The sequence below is a fragment of the Micromonospora sp. WMMC264 genome (genome assembly GCF_027497275.1).
Classification (GTDB): domain Bacteria; phylum Actinomycetota; class Actinomycetes; order Mycobacteriales; family Micromonosporaceae; genus Micromonospora; species Micromonospora chalcea.
Window position 1 is genome coordinate 3,379,908 of the sequence record NZ_CP114907.1, and the last position, 22,298, is coordinate 3,402,205.

At 73.8% G+C, this 22,298-nt stretch carries 24 protein-coding genes and 1 riboswitch; all 24 genes read right to left on the bottom strand.

The window, feature by feature from the left end:
- Positions 1–2: 2 nt before the first annotated feature.
- The 24 genes from O7542_RS14335 to rpe all read right to left on the bottom strand — a co-directional run bounded on the left by O7542_RS14335 (position 3) and on the right by rpe (position 22,248).
- Positions 3–1,208: an argininosuccinate synthase gene (locus tag O7542_RS14335; RefSeq protein ID WP_281606433.1), complete on the bottom strand. Its 1,206-nt coding sequence runs from the start codon at positions 1,206–1,208 to the stop codon at positions 3–5.
- Positions 1,205–1,717: an arginine repressor gene (locus tag O7542_RS14340; protein WP_043324920.1), complete on the bottom strand. Its 513-nt coding sequence runs from the start codon at positions 1,715–1,717 to the stop codon at positions 1,205–1,207. The genes O7542_RS14335 and O7542_RS14340 overlap by 4 nt, the downstream gene beginning before the upstream one ends.
- Positions 1,714–2,640 (bottom strand): ornithine carbamoyltransferase, encoded by a 927-nt coding sequence (argF, locus tag O7542_RS14345; protein WP_281606434.1) that lies wholly within the window; start codon positions 2,638–2,640, stop codon positions 1,714–1,716. Before argF ends, O7542_RS14340 begins: the two co-directional genes overlap by 4 nt.
- On the bottom strand, positions 2,637–3,881 hold the full coding sequence (locus O7542_RS14350) for an acetylornithine transaminase (protein ID WP_043324922.1): 1,245 nt from the start codon (positions 3,879–3,881) through the stop codon (positions 2,637–2,639). The genes argF and O7542_RS14350 overlap by 4 nt, the downstream gene beginning before the upstream one ends.
- The gene (gene argB, locus O7542_RS14355) at positions 3,878–4,765 is read right to left on the bottom strand and encodes an acetylglutamate kinase (protein WP_281606435.1); all 888 of its coding nucleotides are present in this window, start codon (positions 4,763–4,765) and stop codon (positions 3,878–3,880) included. Before argB ends, O7542_RS14350 begins: the two co-directional genes overlap by 4 nt.
- On the bottom strand, positions 4,762–5,934 hold the full coding sequence (gene argJ, locus O7542_RS14360) for a bifunctional glutamate N-acetyltransferase/amino-acid acetyltransferase ArgJ (RefSeq protein WP_113973129.1): 1,173 nt from the start codon (positions 5,932–5,934) through the stop codon (positions 4,762–4,764). The genes argB and argJ overlap by 4 nt, the downstream gene beginning before the upstream one ends.
- Positions 5,931–6,932, bottom strand: a complete 1,002-nt coding sequence (argC, locus tag O7542_RS14365) for an N-acetyl-gamma-glutamyl-phosphate reductase (protein WP_281606436.1) — start codon at positions 6,930–6,932, stop codon at positions 5,931–5,933. Before argC ends, argJ begins: the two co-directional genes overlap by 4 nt.
- A gap of 171 nt (positions 6,933–7,103) precedes the next feature.
- Positions 7,104–9,650: a phenylalanine--tRNA ligase subunit beta gene (gene pheT / locus O7542_RS14370; RefSeq protein ID WP_281606437.1), complete on the bottom strand. Its 2,547-nt coding sequence runs from the start codon at positions 9,648–9,650 to the stop codon at positions 7,104–7,106.
- Between the two features lie 26 nt (positions 9,651–9,676).
- Positions 9,677–10,738, bottom strand: coding sequence for a phenylalanine--tRNA ligase subunit alpha (pheS, locus tag O7542_RS14375; RefSeq protein WP_043324926.1), 1,062 nt, complete (start codon positions 10,736–10,738; stop codon positions 9,677–9,679).
- Positions 10,739–10,906: 168 nt separating this feature from the next.
- Positions 10,907–11,791: an RNA methyltransferase gene (locus O7542_RS14380; RefSeq protein ID WP_281606438.1), complete on the bottom strand. Its 885-nt coding sequence runs from the start codon at positions 11,789–11,791 to the stop codon at positions 10,907–10,909.
- Positions 11,792–11,823: 32 nt separating this feature from the next.
- Positions 11,824–12,216 carry a 50S ribosomal protein L20 gene (rplT, locus tag O7542_RS14385; protein ID WP_281606439.1) on the bottom strand — a complete coding sequence of 131 codons (393 nt, stop codon included), beginning with the start codon at positions 12,214–12,216 and terminating at the stop codon, positions 11,824–11,826.
- Positions 12,217–12,248: 32 nt separating this feature from the next.
- Positions 12,249–12,443 (bottom strand): 50S ribosomal protein L35, encoded by a 195-nt coding sequence (gene rpmI / locus O7542_RS14390; RefSeq protein WP_026267805.1) that lies wholly within the window; start codon positions 12,441–12,443, stop codon positions 12,249–12,251.
- A 19-nt stretch (positions 12,444–12,462) separates the two neighbouring features.
- Positions 12,463–13,110 carry a translation initiation factor IF-3 gene (infC, locus tag O7542_RS14395; protein WP_043324929.1) on the bottom strand — a complete coding sequence of 216 codons (648 nt, stop codon included), beginning with the start codon at positions 13,108–13,110 and terminating at the stop codon, positions 12,463–12,465.
- Between the two features lie 325 nt (positions 13,111–13,435).
- Entirely contained in the window at positions 13,436–13,909 is a 474-nt protein-coding gene (locus O7542_RS14400; protein WP_030502474.1) for a PH domain-containing protein, read from the bottom strand.
- Positions 13,906–14,868: a DMT family transporter gene (locus tag O7542_RS14405; protein WP_069087685.1), complete on the bottom strand. Its 963-nt coding sequence runs from the start codon at positions 14,866–14,868 to the stop codon at positions 13,906–13,908. Before O7542_RS14405 ends, O7542_RS14400 begins: the two co-directional genes overlap by 4 nt.
- Positions 14,865–15,710 carry an ATP phosphoribosyltransferase gene (gene hisG, locus O7542_RS14410; protein WP_043324931.1) on the bottom strand — a complete coding sequence of 282 codons (846 nt, stop codon included), beginning with the start codon at positions 15,708–15,710 and terminating at the stop codon, positions 14,865–14,867. The genes O7542_RS14405 and hisG overlap by 4 nt, the downstream gene beginning before the upstream one ends.
- A gap of 43 nt (positions 15,711–15,753) precedes the next feature.
- Positions 15,754–16,035 (bottom strand): phosphoribosyl-ATP diphosphatase, encoded by a 282-nt coding sequence (locus O7542_RS14415; RefSeq protein WP_197494977.1) that lies wholly within the window; start codon positions 16,033–16,035, stop codon positions 15,754–15,756.
- Positions 16,036–16,061: 26 nt separating this feature from the next.
- Positions 16,062–16,559: a 6,7-dimethyl-8-ribityllumazine synthase gene (gene ribH, locus O7542_RS14420; protein ID WP_043324935.1), complete on the bottom strand. Its 498-nt coding sequence runs from the start codon at positions 16,557–16,559 to the stop codon at positions 16,062–16,064.
- Between the two features lie 4 nt (positions 16,560–16,563).
- A complete protein-coding gene (locus O7542_RS14425; protein WP_113973134.1) occupies positions 16,564–17,829 on the bottom strand; it encodes a bifunctional 3,4-dihydroxy-2-butanone-4-phosphate synthase/GTP cyclohydrolase II in 1,266 nt (421 codons plus the stop codon).
- On the bottom strand, positions 17,826–18,521 hold the full coding sequence (gene pnuC, locus O7542_RS14430; protein WP_030502479.1) for a nicotinamide riboside transporter PnuC: 696 nt from the start codon (positions 18,519–18,521) through the stop codon (positions 17,826–17,828). Before pnuC ends, O7542_RS14425 begins: the two co-directional genes overlap by 4 nt.
- Entirely contained in the window at positions 18,521–19,132 is a 612-nt protein-coding gene (locus O7542_RS14435) for a riboflavin synthase (RefSeq protein WP_064448497.1), read from the bottom strand. Before O7542_RS14435 ends, pnuC begins: the two co-directional genes overlap by 1 nt.
- 1 nt (position 19,133) lies before the next feature.
- The gene (ribD, locus tag O7542_RS14440) at positions 19,134–20,195 is read right to left on the bottom strand and encodes a bifunctional diaminohydroxyphosphoribosylaminopyrimidine deaminase/5-amino-6-(5-phosphoribosylamino)uracil reductase RibD (protein ID WP_043324937.1); all 1,062 of its coding nucleotides are present in this window, start codon (positions 20,193–20,195) and stop codon (positions 19,134–19,136) included.
- Between the two features lie 168 nt (positions 20,196–20,363).
- Positions 20,364–20,536, bottom strand: a riboswitch (FMN riboswitch).
- 73 nt (positions 20,537–20,609) lie between these two features.
- Positions 20,610–21,566, bottom strand: a complete 957-nt coding sequence (locus O7542_RS14445; protein WP_043324938.1) for a response regulator — start codon at positions 21,564–21,566, stop codon at positions 20,610–20,612.
- A 1-nt stretch (position 21,567) separates the two neighbouring features.
- Positions 21,568–22,248, bottom strand: a complete 681-nt coding sequence (gene rpe, locus O7542_RS14450; protein ID WP_043324939.1) for a ribulose-phosphate 3-epimerase — start codon at positions 22,246–22,248, stop codon at positions 21,568–21,570.
- Positions 22,249–22,298: the final 50 nt, after the last annotated feature.

Here is a 22,298-nt window from a genome sequence, read left to right on the forward strand (position 1 = left end):
CATCAGACTCCTCCCATCCGGGCGTCCCGCGCCGCCGCCATCCGGCTGGGCAGGCCCCACAACTGCACGAAACCCTTCGCCAGCGACTGGTCGAACGTGTCACCGGTGTCGTACGTGGCGAGGCCGAAGTCGTACAGGCTCGCCTCGGAACGCCGGCCGGTCACCACGGCCCGGCCGCCGTGCAGCCGCAGCCGCACCTCGCCGCTGACGTGCCGCTGGGCGTCGTCGATGAACGCGTCCAGCGCGCGCTTCAGCGGCGAGAACCAGAGCCCGTCGTAGACCAGCTCACCCCAGCGCTGGTCGACGCCGCGCTTGAACCGGGCCAGGTCCCGCTCGACTGTCACCGCCTCCAGGTCCTGATGGGCGGTGATCAGCGCGACCGCGCCGGGTGCCTCGTACACCTCGCGGCTCTTGATGCCGACCAGCCGGTCCTCGACCATGTCGAGCCGGCCCACGCCGTGCGCCCCGGCGCGCCGGTTCAGCTCCCGGATCGCCTCGTACGGGGTGACCGTCTCGCCGTCGATCGCGACCGGGACGCCGGCGTCGAACGTGAGCACCACGTCGTCCGGGTCGCGTTCCGACGCCGGGTCGACGGTGTACGCGTAGAGGTCCTCGACCGGGGCGTTCCAGATGTCCTCCAGGAAGCCGGTCTCCACCGCGCGGCCCCACAGGTTCTGGTCGATCGAGTACGGCGACTTCGCCGACACGTCGATCGGCAGCCCCTTCTCCTCGGCGAACGCGATCGCCTTGTCCCGGGTCCAGGCGAAGTCCCGGGCCGGGGCGATCACCTTCAGGTCGGGCGCGAGCGCGCCCAGGCCGACCTCGAAGCGGACCTGGTCGTTGCCCTTGCCGGTGCAGCCGTGCGACACGATCGTGCCGCCGTGGGCGCGCGCCGCGGCGACCAGGTGCTTGACGATCAGCGGCCGGGACAGCGCGGACACCAGCGGGTACCGGTCCATGTAGAGGGCGTTGGCCCGGATCGCCGGCAGGCAGTAGTCGGCGGCGAACTCGTCGCGCGCGTCCACCACCTCGGCCTCGACCGCGCCGCAGTCGAGCGCGCGCTGCCGGATCACGGCCATGTCCTCGCCGCCCTGGCCGACGTCGACCGCCACCGCGATGATCTCCGCGCCGGTCTGCTCGGCCAGGTACGGAATGGCGACCGAGGTGTCCAGGCCCCCGGAGTACGCCAGCACGACCCGCTCGGTCACGTCGTGCTCCCTTCGACTGTGTCGTCCCGGCGGGCCCAGGCGGCGAGCCGCTCGCCCAGCGCCGCCCCGCCGTCGGCCTCCCGGGCCACGACGAGGATGGTGTCGTCGCCGGCGATGGTGCCGACGATCTCGGTGAGGCCGGCCCGGTCCAGCGCGCTGGCGAGGTACTGGGCCGCGCCCGGCGGGGTGCGCAGCACCGCGATGTTGCCGCTGGAGTCGACGCCGTTGAGCAGCTCACGCAGCAGCCGGACCAGCCGGGCCGGCGCGCCCTCGGCGTCGCGCAGCGGCCGGTGCCCGTCCTCCGGGATCAGGTAGACGCCCCGCCCGTCACCGCCGCGCGCGGTCACCGCCCCCAGTTCCTTCAGGTCCCGCGACAGCGTGGCCTGGGTGACCTGGATGCCGTCGCCGGCGAGCAGGTCGGCCAGCTCGGTCTGCGAGTGGATCGGGGTGTCGCGGATCAGCTCGACGATGCGGGCGTGCCGCGCGGCGCGGGTCAGCGGAGCGGTCATGCGGATTCCTCCAGGAGAAACGTCAGCAGCGCCTTCTGGGCGTGCAGCCGATTCTCCGCCTGGTCGAACACCGCGCTGTGCGGGCCGTCGAGCGCCTCGTCGGTGATCTCCTCGCCCCGATGGGCGGGCAGGCAGTGCAGCACGATCACGTCGGCGTCGGCGTGGCCGAGCAGCGCGGCGTTGACCTGGTACGGCAGGAACGGCGTGATCCGGTCCAGCCCGTCGGACTCCTGTCCCATCGACGTCCAGGTGTCGGTGGCGACGACGTGCGCGCCGCGTACCGCCTCGGCCGGGTCGGTGAGCACCTGGACCGAGCCGCCGGTGGTGGCGGCGATCTTCTCCGCGCGGGCCACGATCTCCGGGTCCGGCTGGAACCCGGCCGGACCGGCGATCCGCACGTGCATCCCGGCGGTCGCGCCGGCCAGCAGGTACGAGTGGGCCATGTTGTTCGCCGCGTCGCCCACGTACGCGAGGATCCGCCCGGCGGTGCCGCCGAAGCGCTCGCGCACGGTGAGCAGGTCGGCCAGCATCTGGCAGGGGTGGTACGTGTCGGTGAGCGCGTTGACCACCGGCACCGTGGCGTGCTCGGCGACCTCGGCGATCCGGTCGTCGCCGTGGGTGCGCAGCACGATCGCGGCGACGTAGCGGGACAGCACCCGGCCGGCGTCGGCGAGCGTCTCGCCGCGGCCGAAGTGGGTGACCTGGGTGTCCACCACCAGCGGATGCCCGCCCAGTTCGGCGATGCCCACGTCGAACGAGATCCGGGTCCGCAGGCTCTGCTTGTCGAACAGCACCGCCACCGACTTCGGTCCGGCCAGCGGCTGGTGGCCGTACCGGTCGGTCTTCATCCGGGCGGCGAGGTCGAGCACGGCGGCCTGCTCGGCGGGCGTGAGGTCGTCGTCGCGCAGGAAGTGGCGGATCATGCGGGAGCCTCCGTCGGGGTCGTGGCGTCGGACGCGGCGTCGTCGGCGGTCGCTGCGGCGTCGGTGGAAGGGTGCGGCGCGGCGGCGGGCAGCGCGGCGGGCAGCGCGGCGACGAAGGCGTCGGCCTGCGCCACGGTGAGGATCAGCGGCGGGGCGAGCCGGATCACGTCCGGCTGCACCGGGTTCACCAGGAAACCCGCGTCGCGCAGCGCTGCCGCCGCGGCGGCGGAGACCGGCTGGTCGAGCACGATGCCGAGCAGCAGCCCGGCGCCGCGCACCTCGCGTACCAGCGGGTGACCGAGCGCCTCGACGCCGCGCCGCAGCCGCTCGCCGACGCGCTTGACGTGGTCGAGCAGGCCCTCGTGCGCGATCGTGGAGACGACCGCGAGCGCGGCGGCGCAGCTGATCGGGTTGCCGCCGAACGTGGTGCCGTGCGAGCCGGGGGTGAGCAGGTCGGCGGCCCGGCCGAAGGCCAGGCAGGCGCCCAGTGGCAGGCCGCCGCCGAGGCCCTTGGCGAGCGTGATGACGTCCGGCTCGACGCCGTCGGCCTGGTGGGCGAACCAGTGGCCGGTCCGGCCGATGCCGGTCTGCACCTCGTCCAGCACCAGCAGCGCGCCGTGCGCGGCGGTTATCCGCCGGGCCGCGGCGAGGTAGCCGGGCGGCGGGACGACCACGCCGTTCTCGCCCTGGATCGGCTCGATGATCAGCATGGCGGTGTCGTCGGTGACCGCCTCGGCCAGCGCGTCGGCGTCGCCGAACGGCACGTGCGTCACGTCGCCTGGTAGCGGGCGGAACGGGTCGGCCTTGGCGGGCTGCCCGGTCAGCGCCAGCGCGCCCATGGTCCGGCCGTGGAAGCCGCCGTGGGTGGCGACCACGTGCCGGCGGCCGGTGAGCCGGGACAGTTTGAACGCCGCCTCGTTGGCCTCCGCGCCGGAGTTGGCGAAGAACACCCGGCCGGGGCGGCCGGCCAGCGCCAGCAGCAGCTCGGCCAGCGCCACCGGCGGCTCGGCGACGAACAGGTTCGACACGTGCCCGAGCGTCGCGACCTGCTTGCTGACGGCGGCCACCACCGCCGGGTGGGCGTGGCCGAGCGCGTTGACGGCGATGCCGCCGAGCAGGTCGACGTACTCCCGGCCGGTCTCGTCGGTCACGACGGCGCCGGAGCCGGAGACGAGCGCCAGCGGCGGCGTGCCGTAGTTGTCCATCATGGTGGCGTTCCACCGCTGCACCAGCGTGCTCATGAGTCGATCACCATGGTTCCGAAGCCCTCCGACGTGAACACTTCCAGCAGCGTGGAGTGGGCGACCCGGCCGTCGACGACGTGCGCGGCGGGCACTCCCCCGCGCACCGCCCGCAGGCAGGCCTCCATCTTCGGGACCATGCCCGACTCCAGGGACGGCAGCAGCTTCGCCAGGTCGTCCGCGGTGATCTCGCTGACCAGGCTGGACGTGTCCGGCCAGTCGGCGTAAAGGCCCGGGACGTCGGTCAGCACGACCAGCTTGCGGGCGTCCAGCGCCACCGCGAGCGCGGCGGCGGCGGTGTCCGCGTTGAGGTTGTGCAGCACCCCGTCGGCGTCCGGCGCGACTGTCGAGATGACCGGGATCCGGCCGGCGGCGATCAGGTCGGTGACCGCCGAGACGTTCACCGACTCCACGTCACCAACCTGGCCTACGTCGACCGCTTCGCCGTCCACGTACGCGGGTCGGCGCACGGCGGTGAACAGCCCGGCGTCCTCGCCGGAGAGGCCGACCGCGTACGGGCCGTGCGCGTTGATCAGCCCGACCAGTTCCCGGCCGACCTGGCCGACCAGGACCATCCGGACCACGTCCATCGCCTCCGGGGTGGTGACCCGCAGGCCGCCCCGGAACTCGCTGGCGATGCCGAGCCGGCCGAGCATGGCGGAGATCTGCGGGCCGCCGCCGTGCACCACCACCGGCTTCAGGCCGGCGTAGCGCAGGAACACCATGTCGGCGGCGAACGCCCGCTGCAGTTCCGGGTCGACCATGGCGTTGCCGCCGTACTTGACCACGACGGTGGCGCCGGAGAAGCGGGCCAGCCAGGGCAGCGCCTCGATCAGCGCGGCGGCCTTGGCCTGGGCCCGGGTGAGGTCAGCACTCAAGTTCATGTGGAATAGGCCGAGTTCTCGTGTACGTACGCGTGGGACAGGTCGTTGGTCCAGATGGTGGCGGTGTCGACGCCGGCGTGCAGGTCGATCCGGACGGTGACGCCGCGGCCGGTGAGGTCCACCTTGGCGCGGTCCTCGGCGGCGGCGCCGCCCCGGCACACCCAGATGCCGTTGACCGCGACGTCGACGCCGTCCGGCTCGAACACGGCGGTGGTGGTGCCGACCGCGGCGAGGATGCGGCCCCAGTTCGGGTCGTTGCCGAACAGCGCGGTCTTGACCAGGTTGTTGCGGGCCACCGTGCGGCCCACCTCGACCGCGTCGTCCTCGCTGGCCGCGCCGACCACCTCGATCGCGACCTCCTTCGTCGCGCCCTCCGCGTCGGCCAGGAGCTGCTGGGCCAGGTCGTGGCAGGCGGCGGTGACCGCGGCGGTCAGCTCCTCGGCGGTCGGCTCGATCCCGGACGCGCCGCTTGCCAGCAGCAGCACCGTGTCGTTCGTGGACATGCAGCCGTCGGAGTCGATCCGGTCGAACGTGATCCGGGTGGCGGCGCGCAGCGCGGCGTCCAGGGCGTCCGGCCCGGCCACCGCGTCGGTGGTGAGCACGCAGAGCATCGTGGCCATGGCCGGGGCGAGCATGCCCGCGCCCTTGGCCATGCCGCCGACGGTCCAGCCCGTACCCTGCGCCACTGTCGTCTTGGGCCGGGTGTCGGTGGTCATGATGGCCTCGGCGGCCGCCGGGCCGCCGTCGCGGGACAGGCCGCGCACCGCGTCGCGTACGCCGGGAAGCAGCTTGTCCATCGGCAGCCGCTCGCCGATCAGGCCGGTCGAGCACACAGCGACCTCGCCCGCGCCGACGATGAGCCGCGCGTTCGCCGCGGTGATCGCGGCGGCGGTGTGCTCGGCGGTGGCGTGCGTGTCCTGGAAGCCGGCCGGGCCGGTGCAGGCGTTCGCGCCGCCGGAGTTGAGCACCACGGCGCGCACGACGCCGCCGTGCACGACCTGCTGGCTCCACAGCACCGGCGCGGCCTTGACCCGGTTGGCGGTGAAGACACCGGCCACACCGGCGTCCGGGCCATCGTTGATCACGAGGGCGACGTCGGGCGCGCCGGAGGACTTCAGCCCGGCCGCGACACCTGCGGCGCGGAACCCACGGGGGACGGTGACGCTCACGGGGCCACTCCAAACACGGACAGACCGGTGGTCTCGGGGAGACCCACCATCAGGTTGGCGTTCTGCACGGCCTGGCCGGCCGCGCCCTTGCCCAGGTTGTCGATCGCGCTGACCACGATCACCCGCCCCGAGTCGACGTCCACGGTCGCCTGGAGGTGGCAGGCGTTCGAGCCGGCGGTGGCGGCGGTGTGCGGCCACGCGCCCTCGGGCAGCACGTGCACGAACGGCGCGTCGGCGTACGCGGCGGCCAGCACCGCGCGCGGGTCGGCGTCGCCGGTGGGCACGGCGGTGACGGTGGCCAGGATACCCCGGGGCATCGGCGCGAGCACCGGGGTGAAGGACAGGCCGGTCGCGCCGGTGGCCTGCTTGATCTCCGGCACGTGCTGGTGCGCGCCCACCTTGTAGGGCGACAGGTCGCCCATCACCTCGCTGCCGAGCAGGTGGGTCTTGGCGGCCCGGCCCGCGCCGGAGGTGCCGGAGGCGGCGACCACCACCACGTCGTCGGGGCGTACCGCGCCGGCGGCGATCAGCGGCGCCAGCGCCAGCGTGGTCGCCACCGCGTAGCAGCCGGTGCTGGCCACCCGCGACGCGGCGGCGATCTCGGCGCGCTGGCCGGGCAGCTCGGGCAGCCCGTAGGTCCAGGCGCCGGCGTGCTCCCCGCCGTAGTAGCGGGACCAGGCGCCGGCGTCGCGCAGCCGGTGGTCCGCGCCCAGGTCGACCACCTTGACCGTGTCGGGCAGCGCCGCGGCGAGCGCCGCGGACTGCCCGTGCGGCAGGGCCAGGAACACCACGTCCGCGTCGGCCAGGGTCGCCGGTTCGGTCGCGGCGAAGACCAGGTCCAGGCCGGCGAGCTGCGGGTGTACGGCGGTGACCGGCTGACCGGCCTGGGTGTGCGCGGTGGCGGCGATCAGCTCGAACTCGGGGTGACCGGCGAGCAGGCGCAGCAGTTCGCCCCCGGCGTATCCACTCGCCCCGGCCACCACTGTTCGAATGCCCATACCCACCTCCGCATGACTATGCAGAGAAGGGTACCGGTCGGGGCGACCTCATCGCAAGGTCATACGGCGCGCTGCATAGCCATGAGACGACGTTCACGGGCGGCTCGCGTGCGCGCGGTGTTAAAAGGGGCCCCCTCCTCTACCGGAGGCGTTAAGAGGGGGCCCCTCCTTTCAGGCGCCGCGCAGGGTGGCGCCGAAGCGCTCGGCGGCGACAGCGACCGCCGCGTCGCGCGCCGCCACCGCCTCCTCGCCCGCGAGGGTCCGGTCCGGGGCGCGGAACGTCAGCTTGTACGCCAGCGACTTGCGCCCCTCGCCGAGCTGCTCGGAGGTGTAGACGTCGAACAGGCGGACGTCCTCCAGCAGCGCGCCCGCGCCCTCGACCAGCGCCGCCCGCACCTCGGCGGCCGGCACCGCGTCGTCCACCACGAGCGCCACGTCGATCAGCGCCGGCGGGAACGTGGAGATGGTCGGGCCGGCGACCAGGGGGGCGGCGGGCAGCGCGTCCAGGTCCAGCTCCATGGCGCTGGTACGCCGGGGCAGCTCCAGCGCGGCCAGCACGGCCGGGTGCAGCTCACCGGCGTGGCCGACGACCACGTCGTCCACCACCAGTTCGGCGCAGCGGCCCGGGTGCCAGGGCGCGCGCTCCCCGGCCCGTACCGTCACCCGGTCGGCGGGGATCCCGGCGGCGTCGAGCACGGCCCGGCCCGCCTCGATCGCGTCGGCCCAGCCGGCCGTGCGGCCCGCGCCCCACCAGCCGGCCGGCTCGATCTCGCCGGTCAGCGCGACCGCGACGTGCCGGGGCTGGGCGGGCACCACCGCGTCGGCGGCGGCGAACTCCTCGTCGGTGGGCCGCCGGTCCACGCCCATCGCGGGCGGGGCGCCGGCGCCGGGACGCGGGTGGAAGACGGTGCCGATCTCGTAGATCGCCACGTCCCGCTGGCCCCGGCCGACGTTGCGCTTGACGATGCCGAGCAGCGGGCCGAGCAGCGTGGTGCGCAGCAGCGGCTCCTCCTCCGACAGCGGGTTCGCCAGGCGTACCGCGGGGCGGCGCGGGTCGTCGGCGGGCAGGCCGAGCTGGTCGACCAGCTCCGGCGCGACGAACGGCTGCGCCAGCACCTCGACGTAGCCGCGCTCGGCGAGCGAGCGGGCGACGGCCCGGCGGCGCTGCTGCTGCCAGGTCAGGCCCCGGCCGGGCGGCGCGGTGGGCAGCACCGACGGCACCCGGTCGTAGCCGTCGAGGCGTACCACCTCCTCCACCAGGTCGGCCGGGTCGGTCAGGTCGGGCCGCCAGCTCGGCGGCGTCACGGTCAGCACCTCACCCGCGCCGGAGCCGACCCCGGCCGTGCCCGGGTCCTCGGCGAGCCGGTCCACGCCGCGCGTGACTGTGCAACCGACCTGCTCCAGCAGCTCCACCACCCGGTCCGGCGAGTAGGACACGCCGACCCGCCGCGACGGCAGGTCCACCGGCAGCGTCACCGGCGTACGCGGCGCGACGTGGTCGATGTCGAGCACCTCGTCGCCGGCCGTGCCGCCGGCGAGGTCGGTGAGCAGCCGGACCGCCTTGTCCAGCGCGACCAGCGGCAGCGCCGGGTCGACGCCCCGCTCCCACCGCTTCGCCGCCTCGCTGAACAGCTTGTGCCGCCGCGCGGTACGGCCGACGGTCGCCGGGTCCCAGTGCGCCGCCTCGAACAGCACGTTCGTGGTGGAGGCGAGCACCTCGCTGGTCTCGCCGCCCATCACCGCGGCCAGCGAGATCGGACCGGTGTCGTCGCAGATCACCAGGTCCTCGGCGGACAGCGAGCGGCTCACCCCGTCCAGCGTGGTCAGCTTCTCCCCCGGCTCGGCGCGGCGCACCACGAGCGGCCCGGCGATCCGGTCCGCGTCGAAGGCGTGCATCGGCTGGCCGAGTTCGAGCATCAGGTAGTTGGTGATGTCGACGGCGAGCGAGATGCTGCGTACGCCGGCCACGGTGAGCCGCTGCCGCATCCAGCCCGGCGTCTCCACGGTCGGGTCGACGCCGCGCACCATCCGCGCCGCGAACCGGTCGCAGCCGACCGGGTCACGGACCTCCACCGGGTACGCGGGCTCGGCGGTCGCGCCGGGCGCGGGCGCGTCGGCCGGGTCGCGGAACGGCACGCCGAGCGCGTGCGACAGCTCCCGGGCGATGCCGCGCACGCTCAGCGCGTACCCGCGGTCCGGGGTGATCTCCATCTCGACCACGACGTCGTCCAGGCCGACGACGGGCCGGGCGTCGTCGCCGGGCTGGGCCTTGACGTCCTCGGGCAGCACGACGATGCCCGAGTGGTCGTCGCCCAGTCCCAGCTCCTGGGCCGAGCAGATCATGCCGTGGGAGTTGCGCCCGTACGTCTTGCGCGCGCCGATCGCGAACCCGCCGGGCAGCACGCCGCCGGGGAGGATCACCACGACCTTGTCGCCCTGGGCGAAGTTGCGCGCCCCGCAGACGATCTCCTGCGGCTCGCCGGTGCCGTTCGCGGCGCCGACGTCGACCCGGCAGAAGCGGATCGGCTTCTTGAAGCCGGTCAGCTCCTCGATCTCCAGTACCTCGCCGACGACCAGCGGGCCGGTGACGGACTCGCGCAGGTCCACCACGGACTCGACCTCGATGCCGAGGTCGACCAGCGCCTGCTCCAGGTCGCCGGTGGGCAGGTCGGCCGGCAGGTCGACGTACTCGCGCAGCCAACTGACAGAAACTCGCATGACTGTTAAACCACCGTTCCCGTAGCTCAGGCGCCGAACGCGCGGGTGAACCGCACGTCGCCCTCGGCCATGTCCCGCATGTCGCTGACGCCGTGCCGGACCATCACGGTCCGGTCGATGCCCATGCCGAACGCGAATCCGGAGTAGACCTCCGGGTCGATGCCGCAGGCGCGCAGCACCCGCGGGTTGACCATGCCGCAGCCGCCCCACTCGACCCACTGCGGACCGTCCCGGTGCTCCGGGAACCAGACGTCGAACTCCGCCGACGGCTCGGTGAACGGGAAGTAGTGCGGCCGCCAGCGGGTCTTCGCGCCCTCGCCGAACATGGCCCGGGCGAAGTGGTCGAGCGTGCCGCGCAGGTGCGCCATGGTGATGCCCTTGTCCACCACGAGGCCCTCGACCTGGTGGAAGACCGGCGCGTGGGTGGCGTCCAGCTCGTCGGTGCGGTAGACCCGGCCGGGCACCACCACGTAGATGGGCGGCTTGCGGCTGAGCATGGTGCGCGCCTGCACCGGCGACGTGTGGGTGCGCAGCACCAGGCCACTGCCCTCGGGTGCGATGTGGAACGTGTCCATCAGACCGCGCGCCGGGTGGTCGGCCGGGATGTTCAGCGCGTCGAAGTTGGTCCACTCCAGCTCGACCTCGGGGCCCTCGGCCACCTCGTAACCCATGCCGATGAACAGGTCACTGATCTGCTCCATCAGCACGCTCAGCGGGTGGCGGGCGCCGCGCGGCCGGCGGTCGTACGGCAGGGTCACGTCGACCCGCTCCTCGACCAGCACCCGCTCGGCCTGCTCGCGCTCCAGGATCTCCTGCCGGGCGGCGTACGCGCTCTCGATGGCGCGGCGGGCCTCGTTGACCCGCTTGCCGGCGTCGGCCTTCGCGGCCGGCGGCAGCGCGCCGATCTCCCGGCGCGCGAGCGACACCGGGGACCGGTCGCCGAGGTGCGCGGGGCGAAGCGCGGTGAGCGCGTCCGGGTCGGTGGCGTCGGCGAACGCCTTCTCGGCGTCGGCCACTGCTCCGGCCAGGGCGTCCGGGTCGAGCAGGGCGACCTGCTTCGGGTCGTACGGATCGTTGCGGTAGCTCATGGTGAACGGGCACTCCCTCACGGCGGCGCCGACCCTCACGGGTGGCTAGGCGAGTCTACGGACGCGCGGCTTCGCCGCAGCCCGCCGGTGGGGAGTCGTGCAGGGGGAAGGGTCAGGCCCGCCGCCCGCCGACACCGGCGGGCTGGCTAAACGAACGCCGTGGCGCGTTCATGACGAGGCGGACTCCCCTGCTGTCTCTCGCGTGCCCCGGGGGACACGCAGTGCTCTGGCGGAAGAATACAGGCAGACAGCGGCAGCCGCAGCCAGGTTCAGGCTCTCCGCGCGCCCGTGCAGCGGCACCCGGACCCGGGCGTCGGCGGCGGCGGTCAGCTCCTCGGGCAGGCCGTGCGCCTCCGATCCGAACAGCCACGCTGTCGGCGCGGCCAGCCTTCCGGCGTCGGCGAGGTCGTCCAGGTCGCTGTCGCCGTACCCGGTGGTGGCGAAGATCTTCAGGCCGGCGGCCCGCAGCGCCTCGACGGCGGCGAGCGGGTCGGCGGCACGCACCACGTCGACGTGGAAGAGGCTGCCGGCGGAGGCCCGCACACATTTGCCGTTGTAGGGGTCGACCGCCTCGCCAGCGAAGATCACCGCGCCCGCCCCGGCCGCGTCGGCGGTGCGCAGCACGGTGCCGGCGTTGCCCGGGTCGCGGATCCCGGCGAGCACCGCGACCAGTCGCGGTCCGCGCGCCACGGCCTGCGCCAGGGGTACGTCGAGGTGCCGGCACACCGCCACCAGGCCCTGCGGGGCGACGGTCTCGGCCAGCGCGGCCAGCGCGTCGTCGGTCACCTCGGAGACGGGCACGTCGGCCCGGGCGGCCGTGGCGGCGAGGTCGGCGTACCTGTCGAGCGCCGCCGGGGTGCCGAACAGCTCGACCACGGTGCCGGCGCGGGCCAGCGCCTCCCGGACCGCCTGCGGCCCCTCGGCCAGGAACCGGCCGGCCTGGTCGCGGTCGCGCCGGCGGTGCAGCCGGCGGGCCGCCACGACCCTGGGGGTACGCGGGGTGAACGGTCCGGGAACGGCGTCGAGACGCCTCCCCTGCGGATGTGACTGCATGGGAGACGCCTCGATCTGCCGTACGGGGTGGGTCAGGCGGCCGGAGCCGCGGCGCCACCGGTGCCCTCGGCCGCCACGGCGGCGCGGGCCAGCTCGACGATCGCCGCGAACGAGGCGGCGTCGTTGACGGCCATGTCGGCCAGGATCTTCCGGTCGACCTCGATGCCGGCCAGGCGCAGGCCCTGGATCAGCCGGTTGTAGGTCAGGCCGTTGGCCCGGGCGCCGGCGTTGATCCGCTGGATCCAGAGCTGCCGGAAGTCGCCCTTGCGGTCGCGACGGTCCCGGTAGGAGTACTGCATCGAGTGCAGCACCTGCTCCTTGGCCTTGCGGTACAGCCGGGAGCGCTGACCGCGGTAACCGCTCGCGGTCTCCAGCAGGGTACGACGCTTCTTCTGGGCGTTCACAGCCCGCTTGACGCGTGCCATCTCAACTCCTTCTTCGGTTCAGGTGGCTCGCGTCAGCGGCCGAGCAGCTTCTTGATGCGCTTGACGTCGGCCTTGGCCAGCTCGACGGTGCCGGTCAGCCGACGGGTCTGGGTGCTGGGCTTCTTCTCCAGGTTGTGGCGAAGGCCGGCCTGCTGGGCAACGATCTTGCCCTTGCCGGTCACCTTGACCCGCTTGCCCATACCCGTGTGGCTCTTCATCTTCGGCATTGGAACGTCTTCTCCCCTGTTACTGGCCGCTGGTCTCAGCGGTCGTACCGGTCTCGCCGGCTGCTGCGGTGTCGCCGGCCGCCGGGGTCTCGCCGGCCGGAGCGGCCGGTTCCTCCGCGGCCCGGTCGCGCGGTCCACCGCGGGACGCCGTGGCGGCGACCGCGGAGGCCTTGACGGCCCGGTGCGGAGCGAGAACCATGATCATGTTTCGGCCGTCCTGCTTCGGAGCGGCCTCGACGTATCCCAGGTCCGTGATCTCGGACTCGAGCCGGCGCAGGAGCCGGTAACCCAGCTCCGGGCGGCTCTGCTCCCGACCGCGGAACATGATCGTCACCTTGACCTTGTCGCCGGCCTTGAGGAACCGCACCACGTGACCCTTCTTGGTCTCGTAGTCGTGCGGGTCGATCTTCGGCCGGAGCTTCATCTCCTTGATGACGGTCTGCTGCTGGTTACGCCGCGCTTCGCGCGCCTTGAGTGCGCTCTCGTACTTGAACTTGCCGAAGTCCATGAGCTTGCACACCGGCGGGCGCGCCATCGGCGCAACCTCGACCAGGTCCAGGTCGACGTCCGCGGCCAGCTGCAGGGCGCGCTCAAGCGGGACGATGCCCACCTGCTCACCCTCAGGGCCGACCAGTCGGACCTCACGTGCCCGGATCTGCTCGTTCACGCGTGGTTCGACGCTGATGGGGCCTCCTCGAGTCGAGTCTCCTACGGTGCCGACTCCGCGGGCTCCCGGGCGGGAGCCGACCCGGAAAGCAGAAGGCCCCGGCGTATGCCAGGGCCCACTCGACCGGTCGGCACGATCACAGGATCGCGCATCCGGCGCCGGGACGTGCCCGAAACCGGGGACCGGACCCGGCCACCGTGGCGGCGACTCGGGTGGGAGCGGGCGCTCCGCTTCACGACCGCCCGCGCGTCAGGGACGGGGGCAGTCTGGTCGACTCCGCAACACTACACCCTCGGCCCAGGCCCGCCCAAACCGGGCTCGCTGGTCAGCGGGGTGCCGACTGGCCGGCGGACAGCGCCGCCAGGTGCGCCTGGTGCAGCCGGCGCAACGCGCGGACCGCCTCGACCGCGCTCTCCTTGTCGGCGGCCTGCAACGCGACCATCGGCAGCAGGTCGTCGTCGTGCAGCTCCAGGCTGGCCCACGGGGCGCCCCTGTCGAACCGGACCCCGCGGATCACCTCCCACGGCAGCTCGTACGAGCTGAACACGTTGCGCACCCGGACGCCCTTGGCGTCGGCGACCACGCGCGGGCGGGTGAACAGCAGGAAGCCGAGCGCACCGAACACGCCCAGGCCGATCATGGCGAACTGGTCGCCGCGCTGGAACGTGCCGTAGCCGTTGCCGGTGGCGCCGGTCAGCGACGTCGCGACGAGGCTGAACACGACGAACAGCGTGACGGCCGACACCCAGCAGACGACCCGGACGCGGCGGGGTCGCACGGTCACCACGGAATCGCTCACCCGACCAGTCTGCCATCCGGTTCGCGCGCATCTTCGGCCGCCACACGGTCCGGGCCGCGCCGGCGCAGGCTGGTGACCACCACGGCGAGCAGCGTGAGCAGGGCGCCGGCCAGCACCGGCAGCCGCACGCCGGGCCCGCCGGGCAGGACCAGGTCCAGCAGCAGCGCGCCACCGAGCTGCCCGGCCACCAGCGCCAGGCCGGTGCGCAGCACCCCGGCGGCGCGTACGCCGACCAGCAGGGAGAGCACGATGCCGACGCCGAGCAGGCCGCCGACGTAGAGCCACCACTGGCCGGGCCAGCGGGGCTGGCTCGCGAGCGCGCCGGTCAGCGCCGCCACCGCGCCGATCACCACGGTGCTGACCGCGAAGTTGACGGCGAGCCCGGCGGCCGGGCCCACGGTGGCGGCGACCCGGCCGTTGAGCGCGGACTGCGTCGCCACCGCCAGCCCGCCCAGGACGCAGAGCAGCACCAGCCCGACCGCCAGTTCGCCGACCGGGCGGCCGAGCTGGGCGAGCGCGACCGCGCCGACGCCGAGCACCGCCCCGCCGACGCGGGGCACGGTGAGCGGCATCCGCCCGGTCGCGGCCAGCCCGGCCCGGTCCACCGCCAGGCCGCCGAGGCTGCCACCGGCCACCTGGGCGATGGTGAACACCGCCACCCCGAGCACGGGCACCACCACCGGCGCGACCAGCACGATCACCGCACCGCCCACCCCGCCCAGGTAGGTCCACCAGGGCAGGCCGGAGCGGCGCAACGCGGCCAGCCCGGCGCGCATCGACGGCAACGCCACGATCCCGGCCAGCACCAGCAGGCAGCCGCCGAGGTTGTTGACGACCGCGCCGAGGACCGGGGCGCCGGTCCGCTCCCCCATCTCGGCGTTGACCACGCCCTGGGCGGCGGAGGCCACACCACCGGCCACGACCACCGCGAGCGCGGCCGGGAGCGGCAGCGGCCTCACAGGCGGCAGGCGTGGATGTTGGTGACCAGGATCGCGCGGGCGCCCAGCTCGTACAGCTCGTCCATGATCCGGTGCACGTCGTCGCGGAGCACCATCGCCTGCACCGCGACCCAGCCCTCCCGGTGCAGCGGCGAGACCGTCGGCGACTCGATGCCGGGGGTCAGCGAGCTGGCCCGGTCGAGCAGGCCGGCCGGCACGTCGTAGGCGAGCATCACGTAGCGCCGGGCGACCAGGACGCCGTGCAGCCGGCGCAGCAGCTGCTCGTGCTGGGTGCCGCCGGGCGTGCCGGCGCGGCGGACCAGCACCGCCGAGGAACGCAGCAGCGGCTCGCCGAACACCACCAGGCCGGCCTGGCGCAGCGTCGCGCCGGTCTCCACCACGTCGGCGACCACGTCGGCCACGCCGAGGCGGATGGCGTTCTCCACCGCGCCGTCCAGGCGGATCACGTCGGCCTTGACGCCCAGCTCGGCCAGGTGCCGCTCGACCAGACCCGGGTACGCGGTGGCGATCCGGTGCCCGCCCAGATCCCGGACGTCGTCCACGTCCTGCGGGCGGGCGGCGAACCGGAAGGTGGCCTGGGCGAAGGCGAGGTCCACCACCTCCTCGGCCGGAGCGCCGGAGTCGATCAGCAGGTCCCGCCCGGTGATGCCGACGTCCAGGTCACCGGAGCCGACGTAGGTGGCGATGTCCTTGGGGCGCAGGTAGAAGAACTCGATGTCGTTGGGCTCGTCCCGGCAGACCAGGTCCTTCGGGTCGGTGCGCTGGCGGTAGCCCGCCTCGCGCAGCATCTGGGCCGCCTTCTCGGCCAGGGCGCCCTTGTTGGGTACTGCGACACGCAGCATGGGAGTGCTCCTTCGTTCGATCGGATGATCAGCGGACGGGCACTCACAGATGTCGGTAGACGTCCTTCAGTTCCAGACCGGTCGCGAGCATCAGCACCTGCGCCTGGTAGAGCAGCTGGGAGATCTCCTCGGCGGCCCGCTCCGGGCCCTCGTGCTCGGCGGCCATCCACGACTCGGCCGCCTCCTCGACGACCTTCTTGCCGATGAAGTGCACGCCCTTCGCGAGCGCGTCGACCGTGCCCGAGCCCGGGGTGCCGGCGGCGGCCTTGGCCTGCAGCTCGGCGAACAACTCCTCGAACGTCTTCACGGAAGGCGATTCTTCCAGCCGCTGCTGGTGACGGGCCGGGTGGGTCAGGCGAAGCCGACGCGGTGGGCGGACTGGGCGTCCAGGCCGCGAATCGCGAGGGCGGCGTCCAGCGCGGCCACCGTCGCCGACCAGCCCTTGTCCTCGGCCGAGCCGGGCAGCCCGGCCCGGTCCCGGGCCTGCTCGACGGTGTCCACCGTCAGCACCCCGTGCGCCACCGGCTTGCCCTCGTCCAGCGCCACCCGGGTCAGCCCCTCGGTGACCGACTGGCAGACGTAGTCGAAATGCGCCGTCGCGCCGCGTACCACGACGCCGAGCGCGACCACCACGTCGAAGCGGCGGGCCATCGCCTGGGCCACCACCGGCAGCTCCACCGAGCCGGCCACCCGGGCCACCACGGCCCGCGCCCCGCACGCCTGCGCGGCGGCCACCGCCCGCTCGGTCATGTGGTCGGTCAGCTCGCCGTGCCAGCGGGCGGCCACCACGCCGACAGTCATGCCGGCGGCGTCCACCGCGCTCACGCCCGGCTCCCCGAAACCCGCCATCGCCCTACGCTCCGATCTCGTCACCGGCTACCGGGCGGCCCATCGGCGCCTCGGTCACCTCGTCCAGTCCGTCCAGCAGGTGACCCATCCGGTCCCGCTTGGTGCGCAGGTAGCGCACGTTCTCCGGGTTGGACCGCACGGGCAGCCCCTCCCGGCCGGTCACGGTGAGCCCGTACCCCTCCAGCCCGGCCCGCTTGGCCGGGTTGTTCGTCAGCAGCCGCATCGAGCGGACGCCCAGGTCGTAGAGGATCTGCGCGCCGGTGCCGTAGTCGCGGGCATCGGCCGGCAGGCCCAGGTCGAGGTTCGCGTCCACCGTGTCGCGGCCCTGGTCCTGGAGCTGGTACGCCTGCAGCTTGTGCAGCAGGCCGATGCCCCGGCCCTCGTGCCCGCGCACGTAGAGGACCACGCCGCGGCCCTCGGCCGCGACCCGGGCCAGCGCGGCCTGCAACTGCGGCCCGCAGTCGCAGCGCAGCGAGCCGAACACGTCGCCGGTGAGGCACTCGGAGTGCACCCGCACCAGCACGTCCCGCCCGTCGCCGAGGTCGCCCATGACCAGCGCGACGTGCTCGGCCGGGTCGTGCTCGGCGCGGTAGCCGAGCGCCTTGAACACGCCGTACGGGGTGGGCATCCGGGCCTCGGCGGCCAGCTCGACCTGCTTCTCGGTGCGCCGCCGGTAGGCGATCAGGTCCGCGATGGTGACCAGCGTCAGGCCGTGCTCGGCGCAGAACTTCTCCAGGTCCGGCAGGCGCATCATGGTGCCGTCGTCGTTCACCAGCTCGCACAGCACCCCGGCCGGGCGCAGCCCGGCCATCCGGGTCAGGTCCACCGCCGCCTCGGTGTGCCCGGGTCGGCGCAGCACCCCGCCGGCGCGGGCGCGCAGCGGCACCACGTGGCCGGGCCGGGCCAGGTCGGTCGGGTCGGTGGCGGCGTCGGCGAGCAGCCGGATGGTGTGCGACCGGTCGGCGGCCGAGATGCCGGTGCTGACGCCCTCCCGGGCGTCCACCGTCACGGTGTATGCGGTGCCGCGCCGGTCCTGGTTGGTGTGGTGCATCGGCGGCAGGTCGAGCCGGTCGCACTCGTCCTCGGTCAGCGGCACGCAGATGTAGCCGGAGGTGTAGCGGACCATGAACGCGACCAGCTCCGGGGTGGCCAGCTCGGCCGCGAAGATCAGGTCGCCCTCGTTCTCGCGGTCCTCGTCGTCGACCACGACCACGGGGCGCCCGGCGGCGATGTCCGCCACCGCCTGCTCGATCGATCCGAAAGTGGTCATGCCACTGCCTCCGAGTACGTCGCCGGGATCGGGGCGGGCGCGGTCGCGACGGCCCGGGAGGTGCGCCACCAGCTGTACAGGCCGGCCGCGCAGAACGCGCCGTAGACCAGGTACATGGCGGCCGACGGGTAGAAGCCGCCGCGCAGCAGCAGCGGTACGCCGACCGCGTCGACGGCGATCCAGATCAGCCAGAACTCGACCCAGCCGCGGGCCATGCCGTACGTGGCGAGCAGGCTGCCGACCAGGATCCAGGCATCAGGCAGCGGCCCCCACGAGCCCAGCGCGGCGAGCACCGGGTACGCGGCGGCGGTGCCGACGACGGCGGCCACGAGCAGGCCGAGCCGCTCCGGCCAGGTGGCCCAGCGCGGCACCACGGCCGGCTCGTCCCCGCCACCGGCACGCCGGTTGCGCGACCAGCGCCACCAGCCGTACACGCTGACGGCGAAGAAGAAGACCTGCCGGCCGGCCTGGCCGTAGAGGTCGTGCGCCTGCGGGGTGACGAAGACGCCGCCGAGGAACACGGTGAGCAGCAGCGCGTTGCCGATCATGCCGACCGGCCAGGCCCACACCACCCGGCGCAGCCCGAGCAGCGCCGAGGCGAGCCCGAAGCCGTTGCCGACGATCTCCCGGACCAGCACCGGCGAGCCGGCCACGTGCACCTGGGCGTCGAGCAGCCAGCCGAGCGGGCCCATCACCGCACGCTTCCCGCGCCGCGGTCGCCGAGCAGCCGTTCGACGTACTTGGCCAGCACGTCGACCTCCAGGTTGACCGGGTCGCCGACCTGCTTCGTGCCGAGCACGGTGAGCTTGAGCGTGGTGGGGATCAGGCCGACCGAGAACCAGTCGTCGCCCGCCTCGGCGACGGTCAGCGACACGCCGTCGACGGTGATCGAGCCCTTCTCCACCACGTACCGGGCCAGCCCGTCGGGCAGCCGGAACCGGACCGTCTCCCACTGCGCGGCCGGCTCCCGGGCGACGATCTCGCCGACGCCGTCGACGTGGCCCTGCACCAGGTGCCCGCCGAGGCGGCTGTTGAGCGCGGCGGCGCGTTCCAGGTTGACCGGGTCGCCGGGGCGCAGCGCCCCCAGCGCGGTGCGGCGCAGCGTCTCGCCCATCACGTCGGCGGTGAACACCCCGCCGTCGACGTCGACAACGGTCAGGCAGACGCCGTTCACCGCGATGGAGTCGCCGTGCCGGGCGTCCGAGGTGACGAGCGGGCCACGGATGGCGACCAGGGCGGAGTCGTCGCCGGTCTCGGTGCTCCGGACGATCTCGCCCAGCTCCTCGACGATGCCGGTGAACATGTCAGGCCTCCCTCTTCCGGGGCAGCGCGGTGATCCGCAGGTCGGGACCGACCCGCGTAACGTCGGTGATCTCCAGATCGATGGCGTCGGCGATGGTGCTCACGCCGGCGTCGAGCAGCGCGGTCGGGCCGGCGCCGAGCAGCTTCGGCGCGACGTACCCGACGATCTTGTCGACCAGGCCGGCGGCGAGGAACGCGCCGGCCAGCGTCGGCCCGCCCTCCAGCAGCGCGGCCCGCACGCCGCGGTGGTGCAGCTCCGCGAGCAGCGCCGCCAGGTCGACCCGGCCGTCCGGCCCGGCGCCGACCTCCGCGGCGGTGGCCACCCAGGTGCGGGCGGCGCCGTCGCGGACCCGGGCCTCGGCCGGGGTACGCCCCGAGCTGTCCACCACGACCCGCAGCGGCTGCCGGATGGCCAGGGTGCCGTCGCGCAGGTTGCGGGCGGTGAGCCGGGGGTCGTCGGTGAGCACGGTGCCCACCCCGGCGAGCACCGCGTCGACGGTGCCGCGCAGCGCGTGCACGTCGATCCGGGCCGCCTCGGAGGTGATCCACATGCTGGTGCCGTCGGCGGCGGCCGAACGCCCGTCGAGCGTGGCCGCGTACTTCCAGATCAGGTACGGCCAGCCCCGGCGCATCGAGGTGAGCCAGGCGACGTTGCCGGCCTCGGCCTCCTGGGCGCGTACCCCGAGGGTCACCTGGACCCCGGCGGCGCGCAGCGTGGCCGCGCCGCCGGAGGCGACCGGGTTGGGGTCGGGCACGGCGACCACGACGCGGGCCACCCCGGCGGCGATGAGCGCGTGGCTGCAGGGGCCGGTGCGGCCGGTGTGGTCGCAGGGCTCAAGGGTGACCACAGCGGTGCCGCCGCGGGCGCGGGCGCCGGCCTGGGCCAGCGCGACGATCTCGGCGTGCGGGCCGCCGGCGTAGGCGTGGAAGCCCTCGCCGACGACCTCGCCGTCGGTGTCGAGCAGCACGCAGCCGACGACCGGGTTGGGGCTGGTGGCGCCGAGGCCGCGCGCGGCCAGTTCGATGGCACGACGCATCGCCTCGTCGACGGAGACGCTCGCCATGGCCGTCTGTCCTCCCGCTCGCCGGTCGCGCGCGGGCGGGTTCGGGAGCAGCGGCCACAAAGCCGCGGACACGCGGCGGCGGAGAACCCGGGGACGGCGTCGCCGACCCCGGGGAGCCCACGCGGCGGCTGAGGGTGCTCAGCGGCCGGCAGGGGCCTCCCCCGTTCCGCGCGCTGTCTCCCATCCGGACTGTCTGGGGGCGGACGAGCCGCACCCCAACCGTCGGCCCCGGATTCTCACCAGGTCCACCGTCCGGCCGAAGCCGTCCGGGTCGCGGGCTTACCACGGTCGGACCGTGGATCACCGCCGGTTCGGAATTTCACCGAGCCCCGCCAGCGCGTGGTGGGTATACGGGAAGTCTTACACGTTCCGGCCGGGTGCGCGCCACAGAGGCGAGCTACCTCACAGGAGCGCTCAGGTGACGCCGCGCCGGCGGTCCACCGCCACGTACGAGCCGGGCTGGCTCTTGGCCACCGTCTTCATCTCCGAGGCCACCGCGATGGCCTCCAGCGGGTCGGTGAACCGCTTGCCGGAATCGGACAGCGACACCCCGATGGAGAGCGTGACGAGCGCGGCGCGGCGGATGTTGCCGCGCCGGTCCTTCAGCTCGACGAAGCCGCGTTCCCGGTCGGTGGCGTCGTAGAGCGCGTCCGCGGCCTTCTCGAAGTCGACAACGGCCCGGCTGGTCAGCGGCCGGACCTGGCTGGGCGCGCAGACGATCACGAAGTCGTCGCCGCCGACGTGCCCGAGGAACGCCGGCGGCAGCCCGATCGACACCACCGCCCGGTGCAGGCTGCGGGCCAGCGCCGAGATGAACTCGTCGCCGCGCACGAAGCCGTACCGGTCGTTGACGCTCTTGAACCGGTCGATGTCGATGTAGCCCACGGCGTAGTCGACGCCGTTGCGGACCCGGTCGCTGATCTCCCGCCGGATCCGGCTGTTGCCGGGCAGGCCGGTCAGCGGCGAGACCTCGCGGAACTCCTTGTTGCGCCGCAGCGTGGAGTTGACCCGGGCCACCAGCTCCAGCGTGTCGAACGGCTTGACCAGGTAGTCGTCGGCGCCGACGCTGAGCCCGTTGACCTTGTCCTGGGTCATCCCCTTGGCGGTCAGCATGATCACCGGCAGCGCGGAGGTCATCGGGTCGGCGCGCAGCCGCCGGGTCAGCTCCAGGCCGTCGACGCGCGGCATCATCAGGTCCACCACCGCCAGGTCGGGCCGCTGCCGCTCGATGATCTCCAGCGCCTCCTGGCCGTCACTGGCGTGCAGCACCTCGAAACCGTGCAGGCGCAGGTTGAACTCGACGAAGCGGGCGATGTCCTCGTCGTCGTCGACGACCAGGATGACGTCGGGGCGCTCGCCGGCCGCGTCCATCTCAGGCCCCGGTCATCGCACGTTCCGCCAGGCCCCGCAGGCGGCGTACCGCCTCCGCGGGATCGTCGGCGCCGTAGACGGCGGTGCCCGCGACGAACGCGTCGGCCCCGGCCGCGGCGGCCTGCTCGATGGTGTCCGCGGCGATGCCGCCGTCGACCTCGATGCGCAGCTCCAGGTGGCCGCTGTCGACGTGCCGGCGGGCGGCGCGCACCTTGTCCAGCAGCTGCGGCAGGAACCGCTGGCCGCCGAAACCGGCCTTGATCGTCATGATCAGCAGCGTGTCGAAGCTCGGCAGCAGCTCCAGGTACGGCTCGATCGGGGTGTCCCGGTCGATCGCCAGGCCCGCCTTCGCCCCGGCCGAGCGCAGATCCTTCGCGAGCGCCACCGGGTCGTCGCACGCCTCGGCATGGAACGTGACGTTGTACGCCCCGGCGTCGGCGTACCCGGGCGCCCAGCGGCGCGGATCGGTGATCATCAGATGCACGTCGAACGGGATCTCGGTCACGGCGCGCAGGCTCTGCACCACCGGCAGCCCGATGGTCAGGTTGGGCACGAAGTGGTTGTCCATGACGTCGACGTGCAGCCAGTCGGCGGCGGGCTCCACGGCACGGACCTCGTCGGCGAGGCGGGCGAAATCGGCGGCCAGGATGCTCGGCGCGACGATCGGCGGCGGTACGGTCACCGGGCCAGTGTACGAACGCGGTGATCCGGAGGTCGCGGCACGGCTCCCGG

What these genes read in the sequence shown, in the direction of transcription:
- O7542_RS14350 (WP_043324922.1), bottom strand. Translation starts at nt 3,881, where the DNA reads ATGAGCACGCTGGTGCAGCGGTGGAACGCCACCATGATGGACAACTAC.
- O7542_RS14435 (WP_064448497.1), bottom strand. Translation starts at nt 19,132, where the DNA reads ATGTTCACCGGCATCGTCGAGGAGCTGGGCGAGATCGTCCGGAGCACC.
- O7542_RS14425 (WP_113973134.1), bottom strand. Translation starts at nt 17,829, where the DNA reads ATGACCACTTTCGGATCGATCGAGCAGGCGGTGGCGGACATCGCCGCC.
- argF (WP_281606434.1), bottom strand. Translation starts at nt 2,640, where the DNA reads ATGATCCGCCACTTCCTGCGCGACGACGACCTCACGCCCGCCGAGCAG.
- O7542_RS14380 (WP_281606438.1), bottom strand. Translation starts at nt 11,791, where the DNA reads ATGCAGTCACATCCGCAGGGGAGGCGTCTCGACGCCGTTCCCGGACCG.
- pheS (WP_043324926.1), bottom strand. Translation starts at nt 10,738, where the DNA reads ATGAGCTACCGCAACGATCCGTACGACCCGAAGCAGGTCGCCCTGCTC.
- pnuC (WP_030502479.1), bottom strand. Translation starts at nt 18,521, where the DNA reads ATGGGCCCGCTCGGCTGGCTGCTCGACGCCCAGGTGCACGTGGCCGGC.
- hisG (WP_043324931.1), bottom strand. Translation starts at nt 15,710, where the DNA reads ATGCTGCGTGTCGCAGTACCCAACAAGGGCGCCCTGGCCGAGAAGGCG.
- ribH (WP_043324935.1), bottom strand. Translation starts at nt 16,559, where the DNA reads ATGGCGGGTTTCGGGGAGCCGGGCGTGAGCGCGGTGGACGCCGCCGGC.
- pheT (WP_281606437.1), bottom strand. Translation starts at nt 9,650, where the DNA reads ATGCGAGTTTCTGTCAGTTGGCTGCGCGAGTACGTCGACCTGCCGGCC.
- argC (WP_281606436.1), bottom strand. Translation starts at nt 6,932, where the DNA reads ATGGGCATTCGAACAGTGGTGGCCGGGGCGAGTGGATACGCCGGGGGC.
- rpmI (WP_026267805.1), bottom strand. Translation starts at nt 12,443, where the DNA reads ATGCCGAAGATGAAGAGCCACACGGGTATGGGCAAGCGGGTCAAGGTG.
- ribD (WP_043324937.1), bottom strand. Translation starts at nt 20,195, where the DNA reads ATGGCGAGCGTCTCCGTCGACGAGGCGATGCGTCGTGCCATCGAACTG.
- O7542_RS14340 (WP_043324920.1), bottom strand. Translation starts at nt 1,717, where the DNA reads ATGACCGCTCCGCTGACCCGCGCCGCGCGGCACGCCCGCATCGTCGAG.
- O7542_RS14445 (WP_043324938.1), bottom strand. Translation starts at nt 21,566, where the DNA reads ATGGACGCGGCCGGCGAGCGCCCCGACGTCATCCTGGTCGTCGACGAC.
- argB (WP_281606435.1), bottom strand. Translation starts at nt 4,765, where the DNA reads ATGAACTTGAGTGCTGACCTCACCCGGGCCCAGGCCAAGGCCGCCGCG.
- rplT (WP_281606439.1), bottom strand. Translation starts at nt 12,216, where the DNA reads ATGGCACGCGTCAAGCGGGCTGTGAACGCCCAGAAGAAGCGTCGTACC.